This window comes from Aureimonas pseudogalii, from assembly GCF_014196835.1.
Lineage (GTDB): Bacteria > Pseudomonadota > Alphaproteobacteria > Rhizobiales > Rhizobiaceae > Aureimonas > Aureimonas pseudogalii.
The window spans coordinates 435,234-455,773 of the sequence record NZ_JACIEK010000001.1; the positions used below are offsets into that span (position 1 = coordinate 435,234).

The 20,540-nt window shown below is 69.1% G+C and carries 13 protein-coding genes; 9 read left to right on the forward strand and 4 right to left on the reverse strand.

Annotation, left to right across the window (positions count from 1 at the left end; translation table 11 throughout):
- Positions 1-267: 267 nt before the first annotated feature.
- The 5 genes from GGR04_RS02110 (at position 268) to GGR04_RS02130 (ending at position 5,558) form a co-directional block, all read left to right on the forward strand.
- The gene (locus GGR04_RS02110) at positions 268-1,614 is read left to right on the forward strand and encodes an extracellular solute-binding protein (protein ID WP_183197365.1); all 1,347 of its coding nucleotides are present in this window, start codon (positions 268-270) and stop codon (positions 1,612-1,614) included.
- Between the two features lie 76 nt (positions 1,615-1,690).
- On the forward strand, positions 1,691-2,575 hold the full coding sequence (locus GGR04_RS02115; RefSeq protein WP_183197367.1) for a carbohydrate ABC transporter permease: 885 nt from the start codon (positions 1,691-1,693) through the stop codon (positions 2,573-2,575).
- Positions 2,576-2,582: 7 nt separating this feature from the next.
- The gene (locus GGR04_RS02120; protein ID WP_183197370.1) at positions 2,583-3,497 is read left to right on the forward strand and encodes an ABC transporter permease subunit; all 915 of its coding nucleotides are present in this window, start codon (positions 2,583-2,585) and stop codon (positions 3,495-3,497) included.
- A gap of 10 nt (positions 3,498-3,507) precedes the next feature.
- Positions 3,508-4,620 (forward strand): sn-glycerol-3-phosphate ABC transporter ATP-binding protein UgpC, encoded by a 1,113-nt coding sequence (gene ugpC, locus GGR04_RS02125; RefSeq protein ID WP_183197372.1) that lies wholly within the window; start codon positions 3,508-3,510, stop codon positions 4,618-4,620.
- Positions 4,621-4,634: 14 nt separating this feature from the next.
- Positions 4,635-5,558 carry a TIM barrel protein gene (locus tag GGR04_RS02130; protein ID WP_183197374.1) on the forward strand — a complete coding sequence of 308 codons (924 nt, stop codon included), beginning with the start codon at positions 4,635-4,637 and terminating at the stop codon, positions 5,556-5,558.
- Between the two features lie 40 nt (positions 5,559-5,598).
- Here GGR04_RS02130 and GGR04_RS02135 read toward each other — a convergent pair whose 3' ends face one another.
- Complete coding sequence (locus tag GGR04_RS02135) at positions 5,599-6,840, reverse strand: putative DNA modification/repair radical SAM protein (protein WP_183197376.1); 1,242 nt, start codon at positions 6,838-6,840, stop codon at positions 5,599-5,601.
- Between the two features lie 183 nt (positions 6,841-7,023).
- Between GGR04_RS02135 and GGR04_RS02140 the strand changes: the two genes are divergently transcribed.
- Both GGR04_RS02140 and GGR04_RS02145 read left to right on the forward strand, forming a co-directional pair.
- Complete coding sequence (locus GGR04_RS02140) at positions 7,024-7,434, forward strand: BA14K family protein (RefSeq protein WP_183197378.1); 411 nt, start codon at positions 7,024-7,026, stop codon at positions 7,432-7,434.
- 550 nt (positions 7,435-7,984) lie between these two features.
- Positions 7,985-8,485 (forward strand): BA14K family protein, encoded by a 501-nt coding sequence (locus GGR04_RS02145; protein ID WP_183197380.1) that lies wholly within the window; start codon positions 7,985-7,987, stop codon positions 8,483-8,485.
- A 341-nt stretch (positions 8,486-8,826) separates the two neighbouring features.
- Here GGR04_RS02145 and GGR04_RS02150 read toward each other — a convergent pair whose 3' ends face one another.
- The 3 genes from GGR04_RS02150 to GGR04_RS02160 form a co-directional block, all read right to left on the reverse strand.
- On the reverse strand, positions 8,827-9,630 hold the full coding sequence (locus GGR04_RS02150) for an FAD binding domain-containing protein (RefSeq protein WP_183197381.1): 804 nt from the start codon (positions 9,628-9,630) through the stop codon (positions 8,827-8,829).
- Between the two features lie 20 nt (positions 9,631-9,650).
- The gene (locus GGR04_RS02155; protein WP_183197383.1) at positions 9,651-12,005 is read right to left on the reverse strand and encodes a xanthine dehydrogenase family protein molybdopterin-binding subunit; all 2,355 of its coding nucleotides are present in this window, start codon (positions 12,003-12,005) and stop codon (positions 9,651-9,653) included.
- A gap of 84 nt (positions 12,006-12,089) precedes the next feature.
- Entirely contained in the window at positions 12,090-12,590 is a 501-nt protein-coding gene (locus tag GGR04_RS02160) for a (2Fe-2S)-binding protein (RefSeq protein WP_183197385.1), read from the reverse strand.
- A gap of 507 nt (positions 12,591-13,097) precedes the next feature.
- On the opposite strand from GGR04_RS02160, the gene GGR04_RS02165 reads away from it, so the two are divergent.
- Together GGR04_RS02165 and GGR04_RS02170 are read left to right on the forward strand one after the other, a co-directional pair.
- Complete coding sequence (locus tag GGR04_RS02165; RefSeq protein WP_246392629.1) at positions 13,098-15,053, forward strand: autotransporter assembly complex protein TamA; 1,956 nt, start codon at positions 13,098-13,100, stop codon at positions 15,051-15,053.
- Positions 15,053-20,440, forward strand: coding sequence for a translocation/assembly module TamB domain-containing protein (locus tag GGR04_RS02170; protein WP_183197389.1), 5,388 nt, complete (start codon positions 15,053-15,055; stop codon positions 20,438-20,440). Before GGR04_RS02165 ends, GGR04_RS02170 begins: the two co-directional genes overlap by 1 nt.
- Positions 20,441-20,540 lie beyond the last annotated feature (100 nt).

The following is a 20,540-nucleotide window of genomic DNA, read 5'->3' on the forward strand; positions in this document are numbered from 1 at the left end:
CCGCGCCGGCGTCGGTCGCCGGGCCCTCGGCCGGTCCGAGGCTCCCACGACACGGCCGCCCGTAACACGCCCCATGTGACGACCGGATGACGATCCTGACTGAAGTCTCACAATAGATATCCTTGCCCACAAGCATCCTCATAAACAACTGGCCGTTGTGACTGTCATGGAAACTTCATTGTACAGCGAGGGACCGGTCTCCTATTGCCCCGCCTCGACAGCCCCGGCGAAGGGGACGGTCTTTCCTCCTTCCGGGACAAGAGTTTCATGCTGACGAAGATCCTCGGCGCGGCGAGCACGCTCGCGCTCTTTGCCGCCCTGTCGGGCCCCGTCGTCGCCGCACCGGTCAAGATCGACTTCTGGTACGGCAACAGCGGCGACATCTCCAAGCGCGTGCAGGAGCAGTGCGAGCGCTTCAACGCCAGCCAGAGCGACTATCAGATCGTCTGCACCAGCCAGGGCTCCTACGACGCCTCGCTGCAGAACACGATCGCCGCCTTCCGCGCGGGCCAGCAGCCGACGATCGCGCAGGTCTCCGACGCCGGCACGCTCGACATCATGCTGTCCGGCGCCTTCTACCCGGCGAACAAGCTGATGAAGGACAACGGCTTCGACGTGAACTGGGACGACTATTTCTCGGGGATCAAGAGCTACTACGCGACCTCGAAGGGCGAGATGAATTCGTTCCCCTTCAACTCCTCGACCGCCCTTCTCTACTGGAACAAGGACGCCTACGCCAAGATCGGTAGGGATCACGGCCCCGCCACCTGGGAAGAGGCCGCCGCCGACTTCAAGGCGCTGAAGGCCGCCGGCTACAGCTGCCCGCTCGGCTTCAACGTCTCGCGCGACGAGGTCTGGCAGCTCGAGGAGCAGTTCCTCGCCGTCCACGGCGAGCCGAACGCCACCTTGAACAACGGCTATGACGGCCTCGGCGCCGAGATGGCCTTCAACAAGGGCAAGTGGGTCCAGTTCGTGCGCGACCTCAAGGGCTGGTACGATGCCGGCGAGGCCGTGCTGAAGTCCAAGGAAACCGGCCAGACCTTCGTCGAGGCCTTCGCCGCCGGCGACTGCCAGACCATCCTCACCTCGGTCGGCGACCACGGCAATATCGGCCGTACCGCCAAGGAAGGCATGAACTGGGACGTCGCGATGCTCCCGGTCTACGAGGGCACGGAGCGCAAGAACTCGCTGGTCGGCGGCGCCTCGCTCTGGACCATCGCCGGCAAGTCGCCTGAGGAATACAAGGCCGCTGCCGCCTTCTACAACTTCATCGCCAAGCCCGAGGAAGCGCTGACCTGGTCCACCGTCACCGGCTACATCCCGGTGCGCCAGTCCGGCTTCGACTATCTCAACGGCGAAGGCTTCTACGACAAGGCGCCCTACAAGGGCCGCGAGCTCGCCATCCAGAGCCTGACCTTCACGCCACCGACGCCGGTGACGCGCGGCCAGCGTCTCGGTGGCCTGCTGCAGATCCGCCAGGAGATCGCCAACGCGCTGCAGGCGATCGTCATCCAGAACGCCGACGTCCAGACCTCGCTCGACGACGCCGCGACCCGAGGCAACGCCATCCTGCGTCGCTTCGAGCAGACCTACGCCGGCAAGACGCTGCCGTAACCCGTCCCGATCCGCTGCCACGCCGCCCCGGCGCCAAGCGCGCCGGGGCGGATCTCATTCCAGGACGGGCCACCCCATGGAAAAACGCGCCACCTTCGGCTCGACCCGCGTCGGCCTGCTCTTCGCCGTGCCGATCCTCCTTCTGATCTTCGTGTTCTTCTACTGGCCGGCGGGCCAGGCCCTGTACTGGGCCTTCACGCTCGAGCAGCCCTGGGGCGGCGGCAACAGCTTCGTCGGCTTCCAGAACTTCGCGCGCCTCGTCCAGGATCCCGTCTACTGGAACTCGATCGCGCGCAGCCTCGTGTTCGGGGTCGGCTCCACCTCGATCGCCATGGGCTTCGCGCTGGTGCTGGCGCTCCTGACAGACCGGGAACTCGCCGGCAGCCGGATCTACAAGTCGGTGCTGATCTGGCCCTACGCCATCGCCGCGCCCGCCATCGGCCTCGCCTTCCGCTTCATCATGGCGCCCGAAGCCGGCCTCCTCGCCAATCTCAACCGGATCTGGCCCGGCGTCTGGAACCCCGCCCTCGACGGCACCGACGCGATGATCTCGGTGATATCAGCCTTCTCGTGGAAATATGTCGGCTACAACTTCATCTTCTTCCTCGCGGCGCTGCAGTCCATTCCGGCGACGCTGACGGAGGCCGCCGCCATGGACGGCTCGGGCCCGCTGCGCCGCATGCGCGACATCCAGCTGCCGCTGCTGATGCCGACGATCTTCTTCCTCCTGGTCATCAACATCACCGAGAGCTTCCAGGATTCCTTCGGCATCGTCGACATCATGACCCTCGGCGGCCCGGCCCGCGCCACCGAACTGATGGTCTACAAGCTCTATTTCGATGGCTTCAAGGGCCTCGACTATTCCGGGGCCGCCGCCCAGAGCGTCATTCTGATGCTGCTCGTGGTCGCCCTCACCATCGTTCAGTTCCGCTTCATCGAGCGGCGCGTGCACTACAAGTGAGAGCCCGATGATCGAGCGCACTCCCGTCTTCGACGCCGTCTGCCAAATCGTCCTCTTCCTCGGGCTGCTCGTCGCGGTGCTGCCCTTCGCGGTGGTGATCCTCGCGGCGACGCAGGACATCCGCGCCGTCAACCAGGTGCCCCTGCCGATCGTGCCCGGGCCCCACTTCCTCGACAATCTCGCGGAGGCCTGGACACGCGCCCATCTCGGCTCGAAGCTCTTCAACAGCTTCGTCTTCGCCAGCGCGGTGGCCTTCGGCAAGGTCGCCTTCTCGGCGATGGCCGCCTTCGCCATCGTCTATTTCCGCTTTCCCGGCCGCATCCTCATCTTCTGGGCCGTGTTCGTCACGCTGATGCTGCCGCTCGAGGTGCGCATCGTGCCGACCTATGCGGTGGCCGCCAACGTGCTGCAGCCCTTCCAGACCATCCTGAACGTCACCGGGCTGACGAGCCTCATCGCCTTCGTCACCGGCGTCGAGGTGAAGCTCAACTGGGGCCTCCTCAACTCCTACACGGGCCTCGCCCTGCCGCTCGTCGCCACCGCCACCGGCACCTTCCTCTATCGCCAGTTCTTCCTCACCCTGCCGGACGAGCTGGCGGAGGCCGCCAAGATGGACGGCTCCGGCCCCATCCGCTTCTTCTTCGAGGTGCTGCTGCCGGTCTCGCGCCCCACCATGGCGGCGCTCGCGACGATCATGTTCGTCTGGGCCTGGAACCAGTATCTCTGGCCGCTCCTCGTCACCACCGACCCCGCCTTCGGCACCGCGACGACGCAGCTGAAGGAGTTGATCCCCTCAGAGTTCGGCCTGCCCGACTGGAACGTCGCGATGGCCGGCACCCTCATCGTGATGGCGCCGCCGCTCCTCGTCATCATCCTCATGCAGCGCTGGTTCGTTCGCGGCCTCAGCGCCACCGACAAGTAGGGCCCGCCCGATGTCCGCCATCTCCATCCGCCAGGTCGCCAAGTCCTACGCCAAGTCCGCCGTCGTCCACGGCGTCGACCTCGAGATCGCCAGCGGCGAGTTCGTCGTCATCCTCGGGCCGTCGGGCTGCGGCAAGTCCACGCTGCTGCGCATGATCGCCGGCCTCGAAGCGATCACCGCCGGCGAGATCGCCATCGAAGATCGCGTCGTCAACAAGCTGGAGCCGCGCGAGCGCGGCTGCGCCATGGTGTTCCAGAACTATGCGCTCTACCCGCACATGAGCGTCGCCGAGAACATCGGCTACGCCCTGAAGGTCGCGGGCGTCGCCAAGACCGAGCGCCGTCGCCGCGTCGAGGCGGTGGCCGCGACCGTCGGGCTCACCGAGACGCTCGACCGCAAGCCCGCCGCGCTCTCCGGTGGCCAGCGCCAGCGCGTGGCGATGGGCCGGGCGATGATCCGCGAGCCGAAGATCTTCCTCTTCGACGAGCCGCTCTCCAATCTCGACGCGCTGCTGCGCGTCGGCATGCGCGCCGAGATCCGCCGCCTGCACCGGCGCCTCGGCACCACCTCGGTCTTCGTCACGCACGATCAGGTCGAGGCGATGACGCTCGCCGACCGGCTGGTGGTGATGCGCGCCGGCCGCATCGAGCAGGTGGGCACGCCGGCGGAGGTCTACGACCGGCCGGCCACGCGCTTCGTCGCCTCCTTCATCGGCGCGCCGCCGATGAACCTCCTCGAAGGCGAACTGGAACCCGACGACGCCTTCCGCCTCGCGGGCGGCGGGCGGCTCGCGCTTCGCGCCGGCGAGCGCGTGCGCTTCGGCGCGCGCCGCGTCACGATCGGCATCCGCCCCGAGCATACGATCCTCACCCGCCGCGGCGCCCCCGGCAGCCTCGATGCGGTGGTCGAGTTCGTCGAGGAGCTCGGCGCCTCGCGCGTCGTCTATGCCGATGTCGGCGCCGGCGCCAGCGCGATCGTCGCGGCCGTGGTCGCCGACGCGACGCCGGTCGCCACCGGCGATCCCGTCGGCCTGCTGCTGCCCGCCGACCGGCTCCACGCCTTCGACGCCGAGACAGGCGCGCGCGTCGAGACGGCTCCGATTCCGGCCCGCCAGGCCGCCTGACCGAGGATCGCAGCATGAGCGAACAGACGATCACCGCCGTCGGCTTTTCCGTCGATGCCGGGCGCGGCAGCGCTAGCGCCCTCGAAACCTCCTTGCGCCGCATCGCCGATCTCGGCGCCGATGTCGCCGAACTCTCGCTCTACGGCTACGACGTGATCGCCGGCGGCCGGATCGTCGAGGCGCGCGCCCGCGAGATCGCCGCGATCTGCGCCCGCGTGCCGCTGCGCTACACCGTGCACGGGCAGATCGTCTCCAACTTCATGGACGGCCCGCATCTCGGCCGGCAGAAGGCCGTGGTCTCCGCGATGCTCGACCTCTGCGGCCGGATCGGCGCCACCGTCCTCGTCCAACACGGCGGCCGGGCCCGGCTCGACGCCCGGCCGGGCCGCGAAGCGCTCGATCGCATGGAACGCGACGCGCTCGCCGAGATGGCGGAGGTGGCGCAGCGTCACGGCGTGCGCATCGCGCTGGAGAACATCTTCGGCACGAGCCCCGACGAATACCGCCAGACCCCGGCCGAGCTCACCGAGACCGTGCGCGCCGTCGACCACCCCAACCTCGTCGGCCTCGTCGACGTCGGCCACGCCTATATCGAGGGAACGCGCACCGGCTTCGACTGGCGCGCCGAGGTGAAGGCCTTCTCGCAGGTGGCCGGCCACCTTCATCTCCACGACAATTTCGGCCAGCCGCCCGCACCGACCCCGTTTTACCATCCGAGCGAGGCCGTCGCGCTCGGCATCGGCGACCTGCATCTGCCGCTCGGCTGGGGCGACATTCCCTTCGAGGCGGTGGCCGGCGATCTCGATGTGCTGCCGGGCACGATGATGATCCTCGAACTCGGCGAGCGCTTCGACACCGAGCGCGCGGAGAGCCTCGCGGAAGCCAGGCGTCTCGCAGCCATCGTCAACGCCCGCAGCGCGACCCGCACGGCGGCCTGACGAAAGGCTGCCCGTCGCGCGACGCGGCAGCATCCCTTCTTCAGAAGAGGCTGAGCTGTTCCGGCTTCTTCTCGCGCGGGGCGAAGCCCGGCAGCGTCTCGCGGTCGGAGAGCTGGCGCGGCGTCCAGTCGAGCGCGGTGACGAAGGGTCGGACCTTCTCGACGGACTGGCAGAGCCGCGCCACGTCGTCGAGCCGCAGCGTGCGGTGCCGGCGCGTCGAGAGGATGCGGTTCACCGCCTTGGTGCCGAAGCCGGGCACCCGCAACAGCATCTCGCGATCGGCGCGGTTGACGTCGATCGGGAAGCGGTCGCGGTTCTTCAGGGCCCAGGCGAGCTTCGGGTCGATCGCGAGATCGAGCATCCCCGCCTCGCCGCCCGAGACGATCTCGGTGCGATCGAAGCCGTAGAAGCGCATCAGCCAGTCGGCCTGATAGAGCCGGTGCTCGCGCATCAAAGGCGGCTTCAGCAGCGGCAGCCGGCTCGACGCGTCGGGGATCGGCGAGAAGGCCGAATAGTAGACCCGGCGCAGCTGGTAGTTGCCGTAGAGGTTCTCGGATCGGCCGAGGATCTGGTCGTCGCTCGACTGGTCGGCCCCGACGATCATCTGCGTCGACTGGCCACCGGGCGCGAACTTCGCGGGCTTGGCGCGGTCGCGCTTCTCGCCCTTGTGCTCCTCGATCTTCAGCCGCAGGTGCCCCATCGAGCGCTTGATGTCGCGCGGCTTCTTCTCGGGCGCGAAGCTCTCCAGCGAAAGGTCGGTGGGCATCTCGATGTTGATCGACAGGCGATCGGCGAAAAGGCCGGCCTGCTCGATTAGGATCGGCGAGGCGTCGGGGATCGTCTTCAGGTGGATATAGCCCGAAAAGTTCTGCTCCAACCGCAGCTTGCGCGCGATGTCGACCATCTGCTCCATCGTGTAGTCGGAGGAGCGGATGATGCCCGACGAGAGGAACAGCCCTTCGATGTAGTTGCGCTTGTAGAACTCCATTGTCAGCTTCACCACCTCGTCCACCGAGAAGCGCGCGCGCTGCACGTTCGACGACGAGCGGTTCACGCAGTAGACGCAGTCGTAGACGCAGAAATTCGTCATCAGGATCTTGAGCAGCGAGATGCAGCGCCCGTCCGGCGCATAGGCATGACAGATGCCCGACCCTTCCGTGGAGCCGATGCCCTTCGAGGCCATCGAGTCGCGTTTCGTCGTGCCGCTCGACGCGCAGGACGCGTCGTATTTGGCGGCGTCGCTGAGAATCGCGAGTTTTTCGATGAGCGTCAGTTGGGCCATGGGCCTTAACTAGCGTTCTCACTCCGTTCTCGCCACACCCCGCCGCGATTTGGTGGTGGACAGCGGTGGACCGATGCCATCACGGGTTGCGGAGGACGGGAACGAACGGGACCGGTCCCCATTTCGCAGGCTGGGACGAATGAGACCGGCCGAGCGAGGCCGGCTCGATACGAGGGTTACAACATGCGTCGATTCACCCACATCCTGACAGCGCTCGCCGTGCTCGGCAGCGGCGTCGCGACCTTCTCGGCGCCGGCCGAAGCGCAGAGCTACCGCCAGCAGCAGCGCTACGTCGAGCGCTTCTGTGCCCGCAATCCCGGCGCGCGAGACTGCCGCGAGTTCCGACGCGACGCGCGCCGCTGGGACAACCGCCGCTATCAGCGCTGGTATCGCGACAACGAGAGGCGCGACCGCCGCGACGCTGCCACCGCCGCGATCTTCGGCCTCGCCGCCGGGGCCGCGCTCGGCGCCGCCGCCTCGTCGGGCGGCAACAGCCAGGCCGCACGCTGCGCCCAGCGCTATCGCACCTACGACCCCCGTACCAACACATACGTCGCCAACAGCGCCGGCGAACGCCGGGTCTGCCGGCTCTGATAGGGCGGAGTTTTTCGACGGGCCGCATCTCCGGATGCGGCCTCTCGTTTTCAAGGTCAGTCGCGGAGGACTTTCTTCGTCGCGGATACGTCGTTCAGAGGGTGCGGTGATCTGAACGACCCGTCGATTCTCGTTTGACGCCGATATATATTTAAGTCGAACCTGAGGGCTTGGATGGCGGAGTTCGAACTCGTTCGTGCATCAACACGGTCTGCGCCCGGCCATTGCGAAACCGAAAGTCCCTCCCGATCCCCTGCCTTTTCCGGTCAGTCCCGCATCGCCCAGAGGATCATTCCGTCTGGCAGATGATACGCTTCTTGTCCTGAGCGGCTCGCAAGCCGCAATCGCGGCACCGTCTGCCGATGCGACTTCACTCTGGAACGATCGTTGGCGGGATATCGACCTGCCGCCACGGCCCGTGATGAGCTTCATGTCGGAAACCATCGCGTTCAGCCGACGTTCAACTGGCATAGTGCATTTTCGCGCTATGGGGACTCTCGTGCCGACCATCGGCATCCGGGGTCCGGCATTGACCATCGGGAGTTCGATCATGCGGAAATGGATCTTGACGGCCGCGACCTGCGCGATGGCGCTCGGTGTGGTGGCTCCTGCGGCCAAGGCCGATCCCTGGGGCTATGGCGGCCCGCAATATCGCGGCGGATATGGCTACGGCGAGCGCCACCATCGGCGCGGCTTCGACGGCGGCGACGCGCTGCTCGGCGGCGCCATCGGGTTGGCGGCGGGTGCGCTGCTCGGCTCGGCTCTCTCCCAGCCGCAGCCGGCCCCCGTCTACCGCGATCCCTATGCCCAGCCGTACGGCCGGCCGACCTATGCACGTCCGTCCTACGCGGCACCGGTCTATGTCGATCCGCCGTCCTACGAGGACACTGTGCCCCAGCGCGTCTACCGCGCAGCACCCCGCCGCGTCGAATACCGGGATCGCTCGGCCCGCGGCCATATCGAGGCCTGCGTCGACCGCTACGGGTCCTACGATCCCCGCTCCGACACGTTCCTCGGGTATGACGGCTATCGCCACCGCTGCAATCTCTAGCGTTCGAGTGAAAGCCGGGTCGGCTTTCACGTCTGGCAGGATGCGTCGAAGATGCGTTGAAAACGGGCCGGAGCCTCTCTGGTCGTCTTCGGTCCATCGAAGGGTTCAAGCGGTCACGAAACGGGCGGTCGGGGCGTCCGCCCGCTTCGCCGCGCCGGACCATAACACCACGTCGACAGACCGCGGCGCCTCACAACCGACTTGGTCCCACCGATCGACCATCACGACCGGCAACCGACTCATCCGGCAATCCAACGCGTGAAGAAGGCGCCCCGTCCGACGGGGCGCCTTCGTTCGTTCCTACGCTCGTTCACCGTCCGTACCCGGTGAAGGCTTCGCCGTCAGCCCCGTGCCTTGCGCACGGCGCGCTGCGTCACCACCGTCACGAGGTGCGCGCGATACTCCGACGTTCCGTGGATGTCGCCGATCATGTCGCCGGCCGGCACCGTCAGCCCGCTCACCGCCTCGGCGTCGAAGCGCTTCGAGAGCGCGCCTTCCGCCTCGCTCCAGCGGAACGCGCCGTTCGAGCCAGCGCCCGTCACCCCGACGCGAACCTCCGAGCCTCGTTTCGCGACATAGACGCCGCACATCGCGTAGCGCGACGCCGGATTGCGGAACTTCTCGTAAGCCGAGGCGTCCGGCGCCTCGAACGACACCGCCGTGACGATCTCGTCCTCCTCCAGCGCCGTCTCGAACAGGCCGAGGAAATAGTCGTCGGCGCCGATCTCGCGCCGGTCGGTGTGGATCGTGCCGCCGAGCGCCAGCAGCGCGGCCGGGTAGTCGGCCGCCGGGTCGAAATTGGCGACGACGCCGCCCATCGTGCCCATGTGCCGCACGGCGGGATCGCCGATGAGTTCGGCGAGCCCCGTGAAGCCCGGCGCGACGGCCGCGATCTCGGCGGAGGTCGCGACCTCGAAATGCGTGGCGCCGCCGCCGATCCGCACGTGCCGGCCGTCCACCGCGATGCCCTTCATCTCCTTGATATGGCGAAGATCGATGAGCGCGCCGGGCGCCGCGAGGCGCGCCTTCATCGTCGGGATCAGCGTCATCCCGCCCGCGAGATACTTGCCCTCTCCGCCGGACTGCGTGAGGGCGGCGGCCGCTTCACCGAGCGAGGTCGGGCGCTTGTATTGGGTCTGGTACATCGGATCGTTCCCTCTCGCCGTCAGGCCGCCGACCGGGCCGCGTGGATCGCGCGCCAGACCTTTTCGGGGGTCGCGGGCATCGACAGGTCGTTGTTGCCGATCGCGTCGGTGATGGCGTTGATCACGGCCGGCGGCGAGCCGATGGCGCCGGCCTCGCCGCAACCCTTGATGCCCAGCGGATTGGTGGTGCAGGGCGTCTCGGTGGTGAGAACGTCGAACATCGGCAGGTCCCAGGCCCGCGGCATCGCGTAGTCGTTGTAGGAAGCCGAGACCAGCTGCCCGCTGTCGTCATAGTGCGTGCCCTCGAGCAACGCCTGACCGATGCCCTGCGCAAGGCCGCCATGCACCTGCCCCTCGACGATCATCGGGTTGATGATCCGGCCGAAATCGTCGGCCGCGACGAACTGGATGATCTCGGTGGTGCCGGTCTCCGGGTCGACCTCGACCTCGCAGATGTAGGTGCCCGCCGGGAAGGTGAAGTTCTGTGGGTCGTAGAACGCGCCTTCCTTCAGGCCCGGCTCCATTCCGTCGGGCAGGTTGTGCCCGGTATAGGCGCCGAGCGCGACCTCGTGCCAGGCGAGCTTGCGGTCGGTGCCCGCCACCTTCACCTCGCCGTTCTCGATCACGATGTCCTCGTCGGAGGCTTCGAGAAGATGGGCGGCGATCTTCTTGGCCTTGGCCTCCACCTTATCGAGCGCCTTGGCGATGGCCGACATGCCGACCGCGCCGGAGCGCGAGCCGTAGGTGCCCATGCCGAACTGCACCTTGTCGGTGTCGCCGTGGATCACCTGCACGTTGTCGATGGGCAGGCCGAAGCGCTCGGCGATGAGCTGGGCGAACGTGGTCTCGTGGCCCTGCCCGTGGCTGTGCGAGCCCGTCAGGATCTCGATCGTGCCGACCGGATTGACCCGCACCTCCGCCGATTCCCAGAGACCGACGCCTGCGCCGAGCGAGCCGACGGCCTTGGAGGGCGCGATGCCGCAGGCCTCGATGTAGCAGGAGAAGCCGATGCCGCGCAGCTTGCCGCGCGCCTTCGCCTCCGCCCGCCGCGCCTCGAAGCCCGCCATGTCGGCGGCCTTCAGCCCTGCATCCAGCGTCGCGCCGAAATCGCCGGTGTCGTAGTTCATGATCACGGGCGTCTGGTGCGGGAAGGACGTGATGAAATTCTTTCGGCGGAACTCGGCCGGCGACTGGCCGAGTTCGCGCGCCGCCGTCTCGACGAGGCGCTCCACCACGTAGGTCGCCTCTGGCCGGCCAGCGCCGCGATAGGCGTCCACCGGCACGGTGTTGGTGTAGACCGCCTTCACGTTGGCGTGGATCGCAGGGATGTCGTACTGGCCCGAGAGCAGCGTCGCATAGAGGTAGGTCGGCGTCGCCGAGGAGAAGAGCGACATGTAGGCGCCGAGATTGGCGATCGTTCCGACCTTCAGGCCGATGATGCGTCCGTCCGCATCCATGGCCAGTTCGGCATGGGTCTGATGGTCGCGCCCGTGAGCGTCGCTGAGGAAGGCCTCGGAGCGGTCGGAGGTCCATTTCACGGGAACGCCGGTGCGCTTGGACGCCCAGAGGCAGACGATCTCCTCGGGGTAGATGTAGATCTTCGAGCCGAAGCCGCCGCCAACGTCGGGCGCGATGACGCGCAGCTTATGCTCCGGCGCCACGTTGTAGAAGGCGCTCATCACCAGCCGCGCCACGTGCGGGTTCTGCGACGTCGTCCAGCAGGTGTAATGGTCGTCGGCCGCCTCGTAATGGCCGAGCGCGGCGCGCGGCTCCATCGCGTTGGGGATCAGCCGATTGTTGACGATGTCGAGCCGCGTCACGTGGGCGGCCCGGGCGAAGGCCTCGTCCGTGGCCTTCTCGTCGCCGATCTCCCAGTCGAAGATCAGGTTGCCCGGCGCTTCCGGATGCAGCTGCGGAGCGCCCTCCTTCAGCGCCTTGGCGGCGTCGACCACGGCGCCGAGCACCTCGTAGTCGACCTCCACGGCCTCGGCGGCGTCGCGCGCCTGCGCCTTCGTATCGGCGACCACCACGGCGACGGTCTGCCCGACATGGCGCACCGAGCCGACCGCGAGCGCCGGCCAGGCGCCCATCTTCATGCCCGTGCCGTCCTTCGAGGACACGGCCCATCCGCAGATGAGATTGCCGATCCCGTCGCCGGTCAGCTGTTCGCCGTCGAGAATGTCGATGACGCCCTTCATCGCTCGCGCCGCCGCGGTGTCGATGCCGCGGATCTTCGCGTGAGCATGGGGCGAGCGCACGAAGGCGGCGTATTTCATGCCGGGAACGACCATGTCGTCCGTGTAGCGGCCGCGGCCGGTGATGAACCGCCGGTCTTCCTTGCGCAGAACGCGCGCGCCGATGCCTTCGACACCCATGACGAGATCCTCCCGAGATCGCTGCGGGCGGCGCTCGCGGCGCCCTCCAGGCGCCGGCGCGGCCCGATAGAGAAAGCCTGCGGCCTATTCGGCGGCGATGCGCTGGTCGGCGGGCTGCGAGCCCATGGCTTCGGCCGCCGAGAGGATCGCCTTGACGATGTTGTGATAGCCGGTGCAGCGGCAGATGTTGCCGTCGAGCTCCTCGCGCACCGTGTGCTCGTCGAGGACGCCGTCGTGGCGGCGGATCATGTCGATCGCCGTCATGATCATTCCCGGGGTACAGTAGCCGCATTGCAGCCCGTGATGCTCGCGGAAGGCCACCTGCACGGGGTGCAGCTCCTGCCCCTGTGCGATGCCTTCGATCGTCGTCACCGCCGAGCCGGCGGCCTGCACCGCCAGCATGGTGCAGGACTTCACCGCCCGCCCATCGACATGCACGATGCAGGCGCCGCATTGCGAGGTGTCGCAGCCGACATGGGTTCCCGTCAGGCCGAGCTGGTCGCGCAGGAACTGCACGAGCAGCGTGCGGCCCTCGACCACCCCGTCCATGGCGCGCCCGTTCACCGTCATCGAGACTTCGGTCATGCACGTCCTCCCCCGGGCCGCGGCGAACGCGGCCTAATCCTCCGGCGTCGCACGGCATTCGACCGGCCGGCGAGCCCCGCGAATGGCGGGCGTTGGGCTCTCGCCCTCGCCTCGTTCTCATCGCGTTCCACCGGAGATTGCTCTGCCGTTTCGAGCCTCGCAAGCGAAATCTGGAATCCTTCCATCTTGGCCGCAGGCCTCGATTCGAGCGCCGGCACCGGCTGCGTCGAAACGACACGCCGCCGCAGAACGACCGGGTTTGGCGCCAATCCGAGGGCGGCGCGCGAAGACTGTGGCGCAAGTCCCACAAAAGGTTCGGCGATTGATCGGCGGGCCGAGGTGGCGGTTGTCATTTGGGGTGGGTCCGGCATTTTGATGGAGACGTGCTCGGGAGCGCGATGGTCGAGAGAGGGTTCGCACGGGGTGCGGCGCTCGTTCGCCCGGTGGCGGAGCAATCCGTCACGGTTCCCGGTTCTGATGGCATCCGGCGAAGAGAGCGTTCCTGCGTTGTTTGAGAGCTTGAAGCGTCGCCGTCTTCCCGTCCTGTTCGCCCTTCTCGCGGCGACCTTGGCGGGCCCGCTCGTGCCGGCGCCCGCGCAGGCGTTCGAGATCTTCGGCATCACGCTGTTCGGCAAGAAGGAAGCCGATCCCGCGATCACCGACCCCGTCGAGTACACGGCGACGCTGACGGTGGCGCCGGAGAACGAGGACCTGCAGGAGGTTCTGGAAAAGGCCTCCTCGCTGGTGGCCGACGAGGACGAGCCGGTCTCGGGCTCGCTCGGGCTACTCGCCAAGGCCAAGAACGACCGGCGCCGGCTCGTGGCGGCGCTCTACGAGAACTCGCGGTACGACGGCCTCGTGACGATCCGCATCGAGGGGCGCGACGTCGCCGACCTCCTGCCTGACGCCGCGTTCGACACCTCGCGCCCGGTGCCTGTCGAGATCACCGTCGATCCCGGCCAGCTCTTCACCGTGGGCCGCGTGTCGATCGACGCCAACGGCGTGCCGCTCGATCCCAAGACCTACGATCTGGCGCCGGGCTCGGCGGCCGATTCCACGCGCATCCTCGCCGCCGAAGGGCGCATCCTAGAGGCCCTGCGCAACGAAGGCCGCCCCTTCGTGGCCCTGACCGAGCGCAGCGTCGTTGCCGACAGCGCCACGGCCACGGTCGATCTGTCGCTGCGCATCTCGCCCGGCGAGCCCGTGCCCTTCGGCCAGACCTTCGTCGACGGCACCACGCGGATGGACCCGGGCTTCGTCGCCTTCATGGCCGGCATCGAGCCGGGCACGCCCTATTCCACCGCCGCGCTGGAGACCGCGCGCAAGCGGCTGGTCGATCTCAACGTCTTCTCCAACGTCAGCGTGCGCGCCAGCGACGCGCAGGCTGCCGACGGCACGCTGCCGCTGCAGGTCACCGTCGCCGAGCGCAAGCGCCATGTCTTCGGCGCCGGCGCCACCTTCTCCAACACCGAAGGGGCCGGCGCCAACGCCTATTGGGAGGACCGCAACGTCTTCGGCCGTGCCGAGAGCCTGCGCATCGAGGGCGCGGTGTCGCGCATCGGTGCCAACACGCTGTCGGACACCGGCCGCGAGACCGACGGGTTCGACTACCGGCTCGCAGGCGTCTTCCGCAAGCCGGGCGTCCTCGGGCCCGATTCCGTCTATGTGGGATCGCTGATCGGCCTGAAGGAGCAGCCGCTCGCCTACGACCGCACCTCGGTCGCCTTCACCAACGGCGTCGAATATTCGATCGACGCCCGGCAGCGCCTGACGGTCAACGTCGTCGCCGAGTACGAGACGATCACCGACTATCTCGTCTCCGACGAGGAGTTCATCATCGCCTCGGTGCCGGTGACCTACACGTTCGATTCGCGCGACGACAAGCTGAACCCGACCAGCGGCTTCCTCGCCAAGCTGGCGGCGGAGCCGGGCTACGAGATCAACGGTTCGGTGCCTTTCGTGAAGGGCCGGGCCGACGCCTCGGCCTATTTCTCCTTCGACGACGACGGCCGCTTCGTGCTGGCCGGGCGCGTCGGCTACGGCGCGGTGGTCGGCGCCGACCTGCAGGAGGTTCCCAACGACCGCCGCTTCTATGCCGGCGGCGGCGGCTCGGTGCGCGGCTACGTGTTCCAGTCGATCGGTCCCTACTACCCCTCGATCCCGCTGCCGGGCACCAACCCCAATTTCGTCGACACGCCCACCGGCGGCCTCTCGGTCTTCGAGGCGTCGGCAGAGCTTCGCTTCAAGGTCACCGACAACATCCAGATCGTGCCCTTCGTGGATGCCGGCACGGTGGGCGAGGATCTCGCCCCGGACTTCGGCAACCTGAAGATCGGCGCGGGCGTCGGTGCCCGCTACATGACCGGCTTCGGCCCCATCCGGGTCGATGTCGGCATTCCCCTCGATCCCGGCCCGCGCGATGGATCCTTCCAGATCTATGCCGGCATCGGACAGGCCTTCTGATGATCATGCGCGCCCTTGCCCCCCTCGCCGCGCGCCTGCGCCTCGTGCTGATCATGGCGCTCGCCCTGCCGGCGATCCTCGCGGCGCAGCCCGCCCGCGCCCAGTTCCTCGCCGGGCAGTTGGAGAGCCTTCTTTCCACCGACGAGCGCATCGTGAAGATTGAGGGCCTGAGCGGCGCCCTGTCGGGCAACGTGCGCATCGAACAGCTGACCGTCGCCGACCGCGACGGCGTCTGGCTGACGGCCCGCGATCTGGCGCTCGACTGGTCGCCGCTCGCGCTCGTACGCAAGACCGTGTCGATCGACAATCTTGCCGCCGCGCAGATCATGCTCGACCGCCTGCCCCGTGCCTCCACGGCCCCGGCCGACGAGAGCGCCGGCGGCTTCTCCCTGCCCTCGATCACGGCCCGCGTCGGGCGCATCGCCATCGCCGAGTTCGTGCTTGGCGAAGCGGTGGCCGGCGTTCCCGCCCGCCTCTCGGCCGAAGCTTCGCTCAATCTCGCGCCCGATCCCGCCCAGCTCGACGCCAACGCCCGCGTCCAGCGGCTCGATCAGCCGGGCGAGGTGTCGCTGCGCCTCGGCTTCCAACCCGACGCCAACCGGCTGGAGATCGCCGTCAATGCCAGCGAGCCGGCGGGCGGGCTGGTTGCGAACCTCCTCAAGCTGCCCGGCGCGCCGCCGGTGACGCTCGCCGTGACCGGCTCGGGTCCGTTCGACGATTTCGCGGCGAACGGCACGCTCGATCTCGGCACCGAGCGCGCCGCGACGCTCCAGGCGAACGTGCGCAACGGCACCGAAGGCCGGCGCGTCGAAGCCTCGTTGACCGCCCTCAGCGCGCCTTTCGTGCCGCAGGCCTATCTCGGCGTCGTCGGCGAGAATCTCGCCCTCGACGCCAACGTGCTGCTGCGCTCCGACGGCGTCGTCGCGATCGACACCGGCCGCCTCGTCTCCGGCGCTCTCCAGGTGACGGCCGCCGGCACGCTCGACCGCAGCGGCAGCGCCAACGACCTCCAGGTGACGCTGCGCACCGATGCCGGCAATCCCGTGGCGCTCAGCTTCGGCTCGGCGGGGTCGCAGACCGCGCTGGAACTCTCCAGCCTCGACGCCACGCTGAAGGGCGCCTTCGCCGCCGCCGCGCTCGACGTGTCGGCCGCCGCGCGCACCGCCGGCTTCGAGGACTACGTCCTCAACGACGTGACCGCCAACGCGGTGAGCTCTGCCTTCGACCTCAACAATCTCGCGGGGCCGCTCACCCTCGTCGCCCGCGCCCGCAACGCCACGGTCGCCAACACCGCGACCGGACGGGCGCAACTCGTCGCCTCGCGCGTGCTGGAGGGCCCGATCGCGCTCGACGCGGCGGGGGCGCTGACCGCCGACGGTATCACCTTCGACACCGCCCGCCTCACCACGGGCGCGGCCGAGCTTTCGCTCGCCGGTCAGGCGGCGCTGAACTTCTCCACCTTCCAGCTGCAGATCGACAGCGCCTTCGAGACCGCCGCCTTGGAGCCGCATGCCGAGCCCTATGTCGGGACGCGCGTGCGCATTGCCGGCAACGCCCGGCGCGGCAGCGACGGCTCGCTCGGCGTCGAAAACCTCGTGGTGGACGGCGACGCGCTCGACATCGGGGGCTCCGCCAGCCTCACCGGCGAGACGATCGCAGCCGCCATCACCGGCCAGCTCAATCAGGCCGCGATCGCCCAGTCCGGACTCGACGGCTCCGCCAGCTTCACGCTGAACGCCTCCGGCACGACGAGCGCGCCGATGATCGATCTCACGGCCAGCGCCAGCGATCTCCTCGTCGCCGGGCGTTCGCTGAACGACCTCAACGCCCGCATACAGGGCACCTTCGCGCCCGACGCGCCCTCCGGCACGATCGCGGTGGGAGGCACCTACAACGGCGCGCCGCTGGCCCTCACCGCCGATCTCGCCAGCGAGGGCGGGCAGCGGCTGCTGCGCAACCTGCTCCTGCGTCAGGGCGAGAACCGCATAGAGGGCCAGCTCGCCCTCGACGACGAGAACCGCCCCTCCGGCAACCTGCGCATCGCCGTGCCGAACGCCGCGACGCTGCTGGCGCTCGCCGGCCAGACCGGCTCCGGCGATCTCTCGGGCACGCTGAACTTCGCGGTCGGCAACGGCGGCACGCCCGTCGCCGACGTGGCGCTGCGGTCGAACGGCCTGACGCTCGGCACGAACGAGCTGAGCGACGCCGCGATCGACCTGCGCCTCACCGACTTCCTCGCCCGCCCGCTCGCCGCCGGCACGGTGCGCGCCGGGGCCCTTCGCGCCGGCACGTTGAACGCCGAGCGGCTCGACGCCTCGCTCGCCACCGTCAATCAGGCGACCGCCGTCAACGCGACGGTGCGGCTGAACGAGGTGCCGGTGCGCCTCTCCACCGACATTGCCTTCACCGATGCCGGCACCGTCCTCGACCTTCGCACGCTCGAAGCCGCCATTCCCGACGCGGCGCTCTCGCTCGCCGAGCCCGCGACGATCACGCTGGGGTCGCTGCGCACCACGATTTCGCCGCTTCGGCTCGATGCGGCCGGCGGTTCGCTGACGGTCGAGGGCTCGCTCGGCGAGCGCTACGATCTGCGCCTCGCGCTCGACCGCTTCCCCGCCGCGATCGCCAATCCCGCCGTCTCGGGCCTCGCGGCGTCCGGCACGCTAAGCGGCACGGCGTCGCTCACCGGGCTCTCGGCAGCGCCCGACGCCGATTTCGACCTCACCGCCGACGCGCTCGCGACCTCGCAGACGCGCGCGGCCGAGATCGCCGCGGTGGACGCGGCGCTGCGCGGTCGTTATCGCGACGGCACGGCGACGCTCACCGCCGCGCGTGTCGATCTCGGAACCGGCTCCATCGACGCCACCGGCACGGTGGGCCAGTCGCTCGACCTCGCGCTTCGCCTCACCGACATTCCCGTGGCGCTCGCCAACGGCTTCGTCGCGGGGCTAGACGCCGAGGGCACGATCAGCGGCACCGCGAACGCGGTGGGTTCGCTCACCAACCCAGCCGTCACCTTCGACATCGCGGGCTCCGGCATCACCGCGGCCGAAGTGCGCCGCGCCGGCGTCGCGCCGCTGACGCTCGATCTCTCGGGCGTCTATCGCGGCGGCACCGCCCGGCTGGAGACGGCGCGGGTCGACGTCGGCACGGGCCGAATCGAGGCGACGGGCAGCGTCGGCCGCGACCTGAACCTCCAGCTCGCGATCGTCGATCTTCCCGCCGCGCTTGCCAACGGCGCACGGCCGGGGCTCGGCGCCTCGGGTGTGATCAACGGCACCGCCATCGCCACCGGCTCGATCAGCAACCCGAACGCCGAGTTCCAGCTGACGGCGCGCGACCTCACCGCCGCGCCGTTGCGCCAGGCCGGCCTGGAGCCTGCAGCCCTCGACCTCGCCGGCGCCTATGGCGACGGCACGGCCCGTCTCGACAGGGCGCGGATCGACGTCGGGAACGGTTCGCTCGACGCCACCGGCACGGTGGGGCGCACGCTCGACCTGCGCGTCGCGCTCGACGGGCTTCCCCTCGCCCTCGCCAATGCCGTGCGGCCCGATCTCGACGCGCGCGGAACGCTGTCGGGCACGGCGAGCGCCACGGGCTCGATCTCCGATCCCGCGGCGAGCTTCGACCTGCGCGCAACCGACGTCTCGGTGGCGCAGACCCGCGCGGCCGGCGCCCCGTCGATCGACGCCGTTGCCGCCGGCCGGTACGCGGCCGGCACTGCCGAGATCCAGACCGCCCGGATCGATCTCGGCTCCGGTTCGGTCAGCGCCACCGGCAGCGTCGGCCAGCGGCTCGACCTCGCGGTGACGCTCGACAATGTCCCCGCCTCGCTCGCCAACGCGGCGGCGCCTGGCATCGCGCCCACGGGCACGCTGAACGGCACGGTGCGCGCCGGCGGCACGATCGCCCAGCCAAACGTCGACTACGATCTCCGCGTCGGCGCCCTCACCCTGCAGCAGACGCGCGACGCCGGCGTCGGCCCGCTCGATATCGCCGCGCGCGGCACCTTCGCCGACAATCGCGTCACGCTGGATTCGCAGCTCACCGGCTCGGGCCTCGCCTTCACCGCCGCGGGCTCCGTCGCCCTCGCCGGCCCGACCTTCGACCTGCGCCTCGACGGCACGGCGCCGCTCTCCCTCGCCAACCGCATCCTCGCCGAGAACGGCCGCTCGGTGCAGGGCACGGCGCGCGTCAACGCCGCGATCACCGGCACGCCTTCCAGCCCCAACGTCGTCGGCACCGTCTCCACCGCCGGCGCGAGCTTCACCGATACCGGCGCCAACCTGTCGCTGCGCAACATCAACGCCGACATCGCGCTCAGCGGCACCACCGCGACGCTGCAGCGCGTCACCGCGGAGTTCGCGGCCGGCGGCACGCTGTCGGTCGGCGGCACGATCGGGCTCGGCGCAGGTTTCCCCGCGAACCTGACGATCCAGGTGAACCAGGGCCGCTACGCCGACGGCGAGCTGGTGTCGATCCGTCTCGACGCCGGGCTGACGCTGACCGGGCCGCTCACCGGCGACGCCGTCCTGGCGGGCACGATCAATGCCTCCGAGATCAACATCCTCGTTCCCGACAACCTGCCGACCTCACTCGCCCGCATCGACCTCGAACGGCGCAACGCACCGGCCGCGGTGCTTCAGCAGATCCGCGAGATCGACCCGAACGCCGGCAAGGCGGGCACCTCGCCGCGCGGCGGCATCCGCCTCGACGTGACGCTGAACGCCCCCAACCGCGTCTTCGTGCGCGGTCGCGGACTCGACCTCGAGCTCGGCGGCACCATCCGCATCACCGGCCCCGTCTCCAATCTCGGCATCGATGGCGGGTTCGAGTTGCAGCGCGGGCGCTTCCAGCTCCTGTCGCGCCGACTCGACTTCGAGCGGGCTTCGCTCACCTTCGACGGCAATCTGGTTCCGACGCTGGATCTGCTCGCGACGTCCGACACCGGTGAGGTCACCGTCAACATCGCCATCACCGGACCGGCGACGAACCCGGCCTTCAACTTCTCCTCCTCCCCTGCCCTGCCGCAGGACGAGGTTCTGGCGCGCCTGATCTTCGGCCAGGGCACGGCCGATCTCTCGCCGCTGCAGATCGCCCAGCTCGCGTCCGCCGCGGCGCAGCTCGCAGGCGTCGGGGGGTCCACCAACCTCCTCGACAACCTACGCTCGCAGCTTGGCGTCGACGATCTCGACATCCGCACCAATGCCGACGGGCAGACGGCGGTGGGTGTCGGGCGTTACCTCAACGACAACACCTATGTCGGCGTCGATTCCACCGGGCGCGTCGCCATCGACCTCGACCTCGGCGCCAACGTGAAGGCGCGCGGTGCGGTCACGGCGGGTGGCGGCGGCGAGGTCGGCATTTTCTACGAGCGGGAATACTGACGGTCGCGGCGTCCCGCGCCCGCCTGACGCCGCAACGTTTGACGCGCCGCGCCGTTATCGGTCCGTCACAAACGGTCGATGCCCGCCCTTCGGGGGCGAC

Coding starts and splice junctions, on each gene's coding strand:
- ugpC (WP_183197372.1), top strand. CDS start 3,508: ATGTCCGCCATCTCCATCCGCCAGGTCGCCAAGTCCTACGCCAAGTCC.
- GGR04_RS02115 (WP_183197367.1), top strand. CDS start 1,691: ATGGAAAAACGCGCCACCTTCGGCTCGACCCGCGTCGGCCTGCTCTTC.
- GGR04_RS02150 (WP_183197381.1), bottom strand. CDS start 9,630: ATGTACCAGACCCAATACAAGCGCCCGACCTCGCTCGGTGAAGCGGCC.
- GGR04_RS02120 (WP_183197370.1), top strand. CDS start 2,583: ATGATCGAGCGCACTCCCGTCTTCGACGCCGTCTGCCAAATCGTCCTC.
- GGR04_RS02110 (WP_183197365.1), top strand. CDS start 268: ATGCTGACGAAGATCCTCGGCGCGGCGAGCACGCTCGCGCTCTTTGCC.
- GGR04_RS02135 (WP_183197376.1), bottom strand. CDS start 6,840: ATGGCCCAACTGACGCTCATCGAAAAACTCGCGATTCTCAGCGACGCC.
- GGR04_RS02160 (WP_183197385.1), bottom strand. CDS start 12,590: ATGACCGAAGTCTCGATGACGGTGAACGGGCGCGCCATGGACGGGGTG.
- GGR04_RS02145 (WP_183197380.1), top strand. CDS start 7,985: ATGCGGAAATGGATCTTGACGGCCGCGACCTGCGCGATGGCGCTCGGT.
- GGR04_RS02130 (WP_183197374.1), top strand. CDS start 4,635: ATGAGCGAACAGACGATCACCGCCGTCGGCTTTTCCGTCGATGCCGGG.
- GGR04_RS02170 (WP_183197389.1), top strand. CDS start 15,053: ATGATCATGCGCGCCCTTGCCCCCCTCGCCGCGCGCCTGCGCCTCGTG.
- GGR04_RS02140 (WP_183197378.1), top strand. CDS start 7,024: ATGCGTCGATTCACCCACATCCTGACAGCGCTCGCCGTGCTCGGCAGC.
- GGR04_RS02155 (WP_183197383.1), bottom strand. CDS start 12,005: ATGGGTGTCGAAGGCATCGGCGCGCGCGTTCTGCGCAAGGAAGACCGG.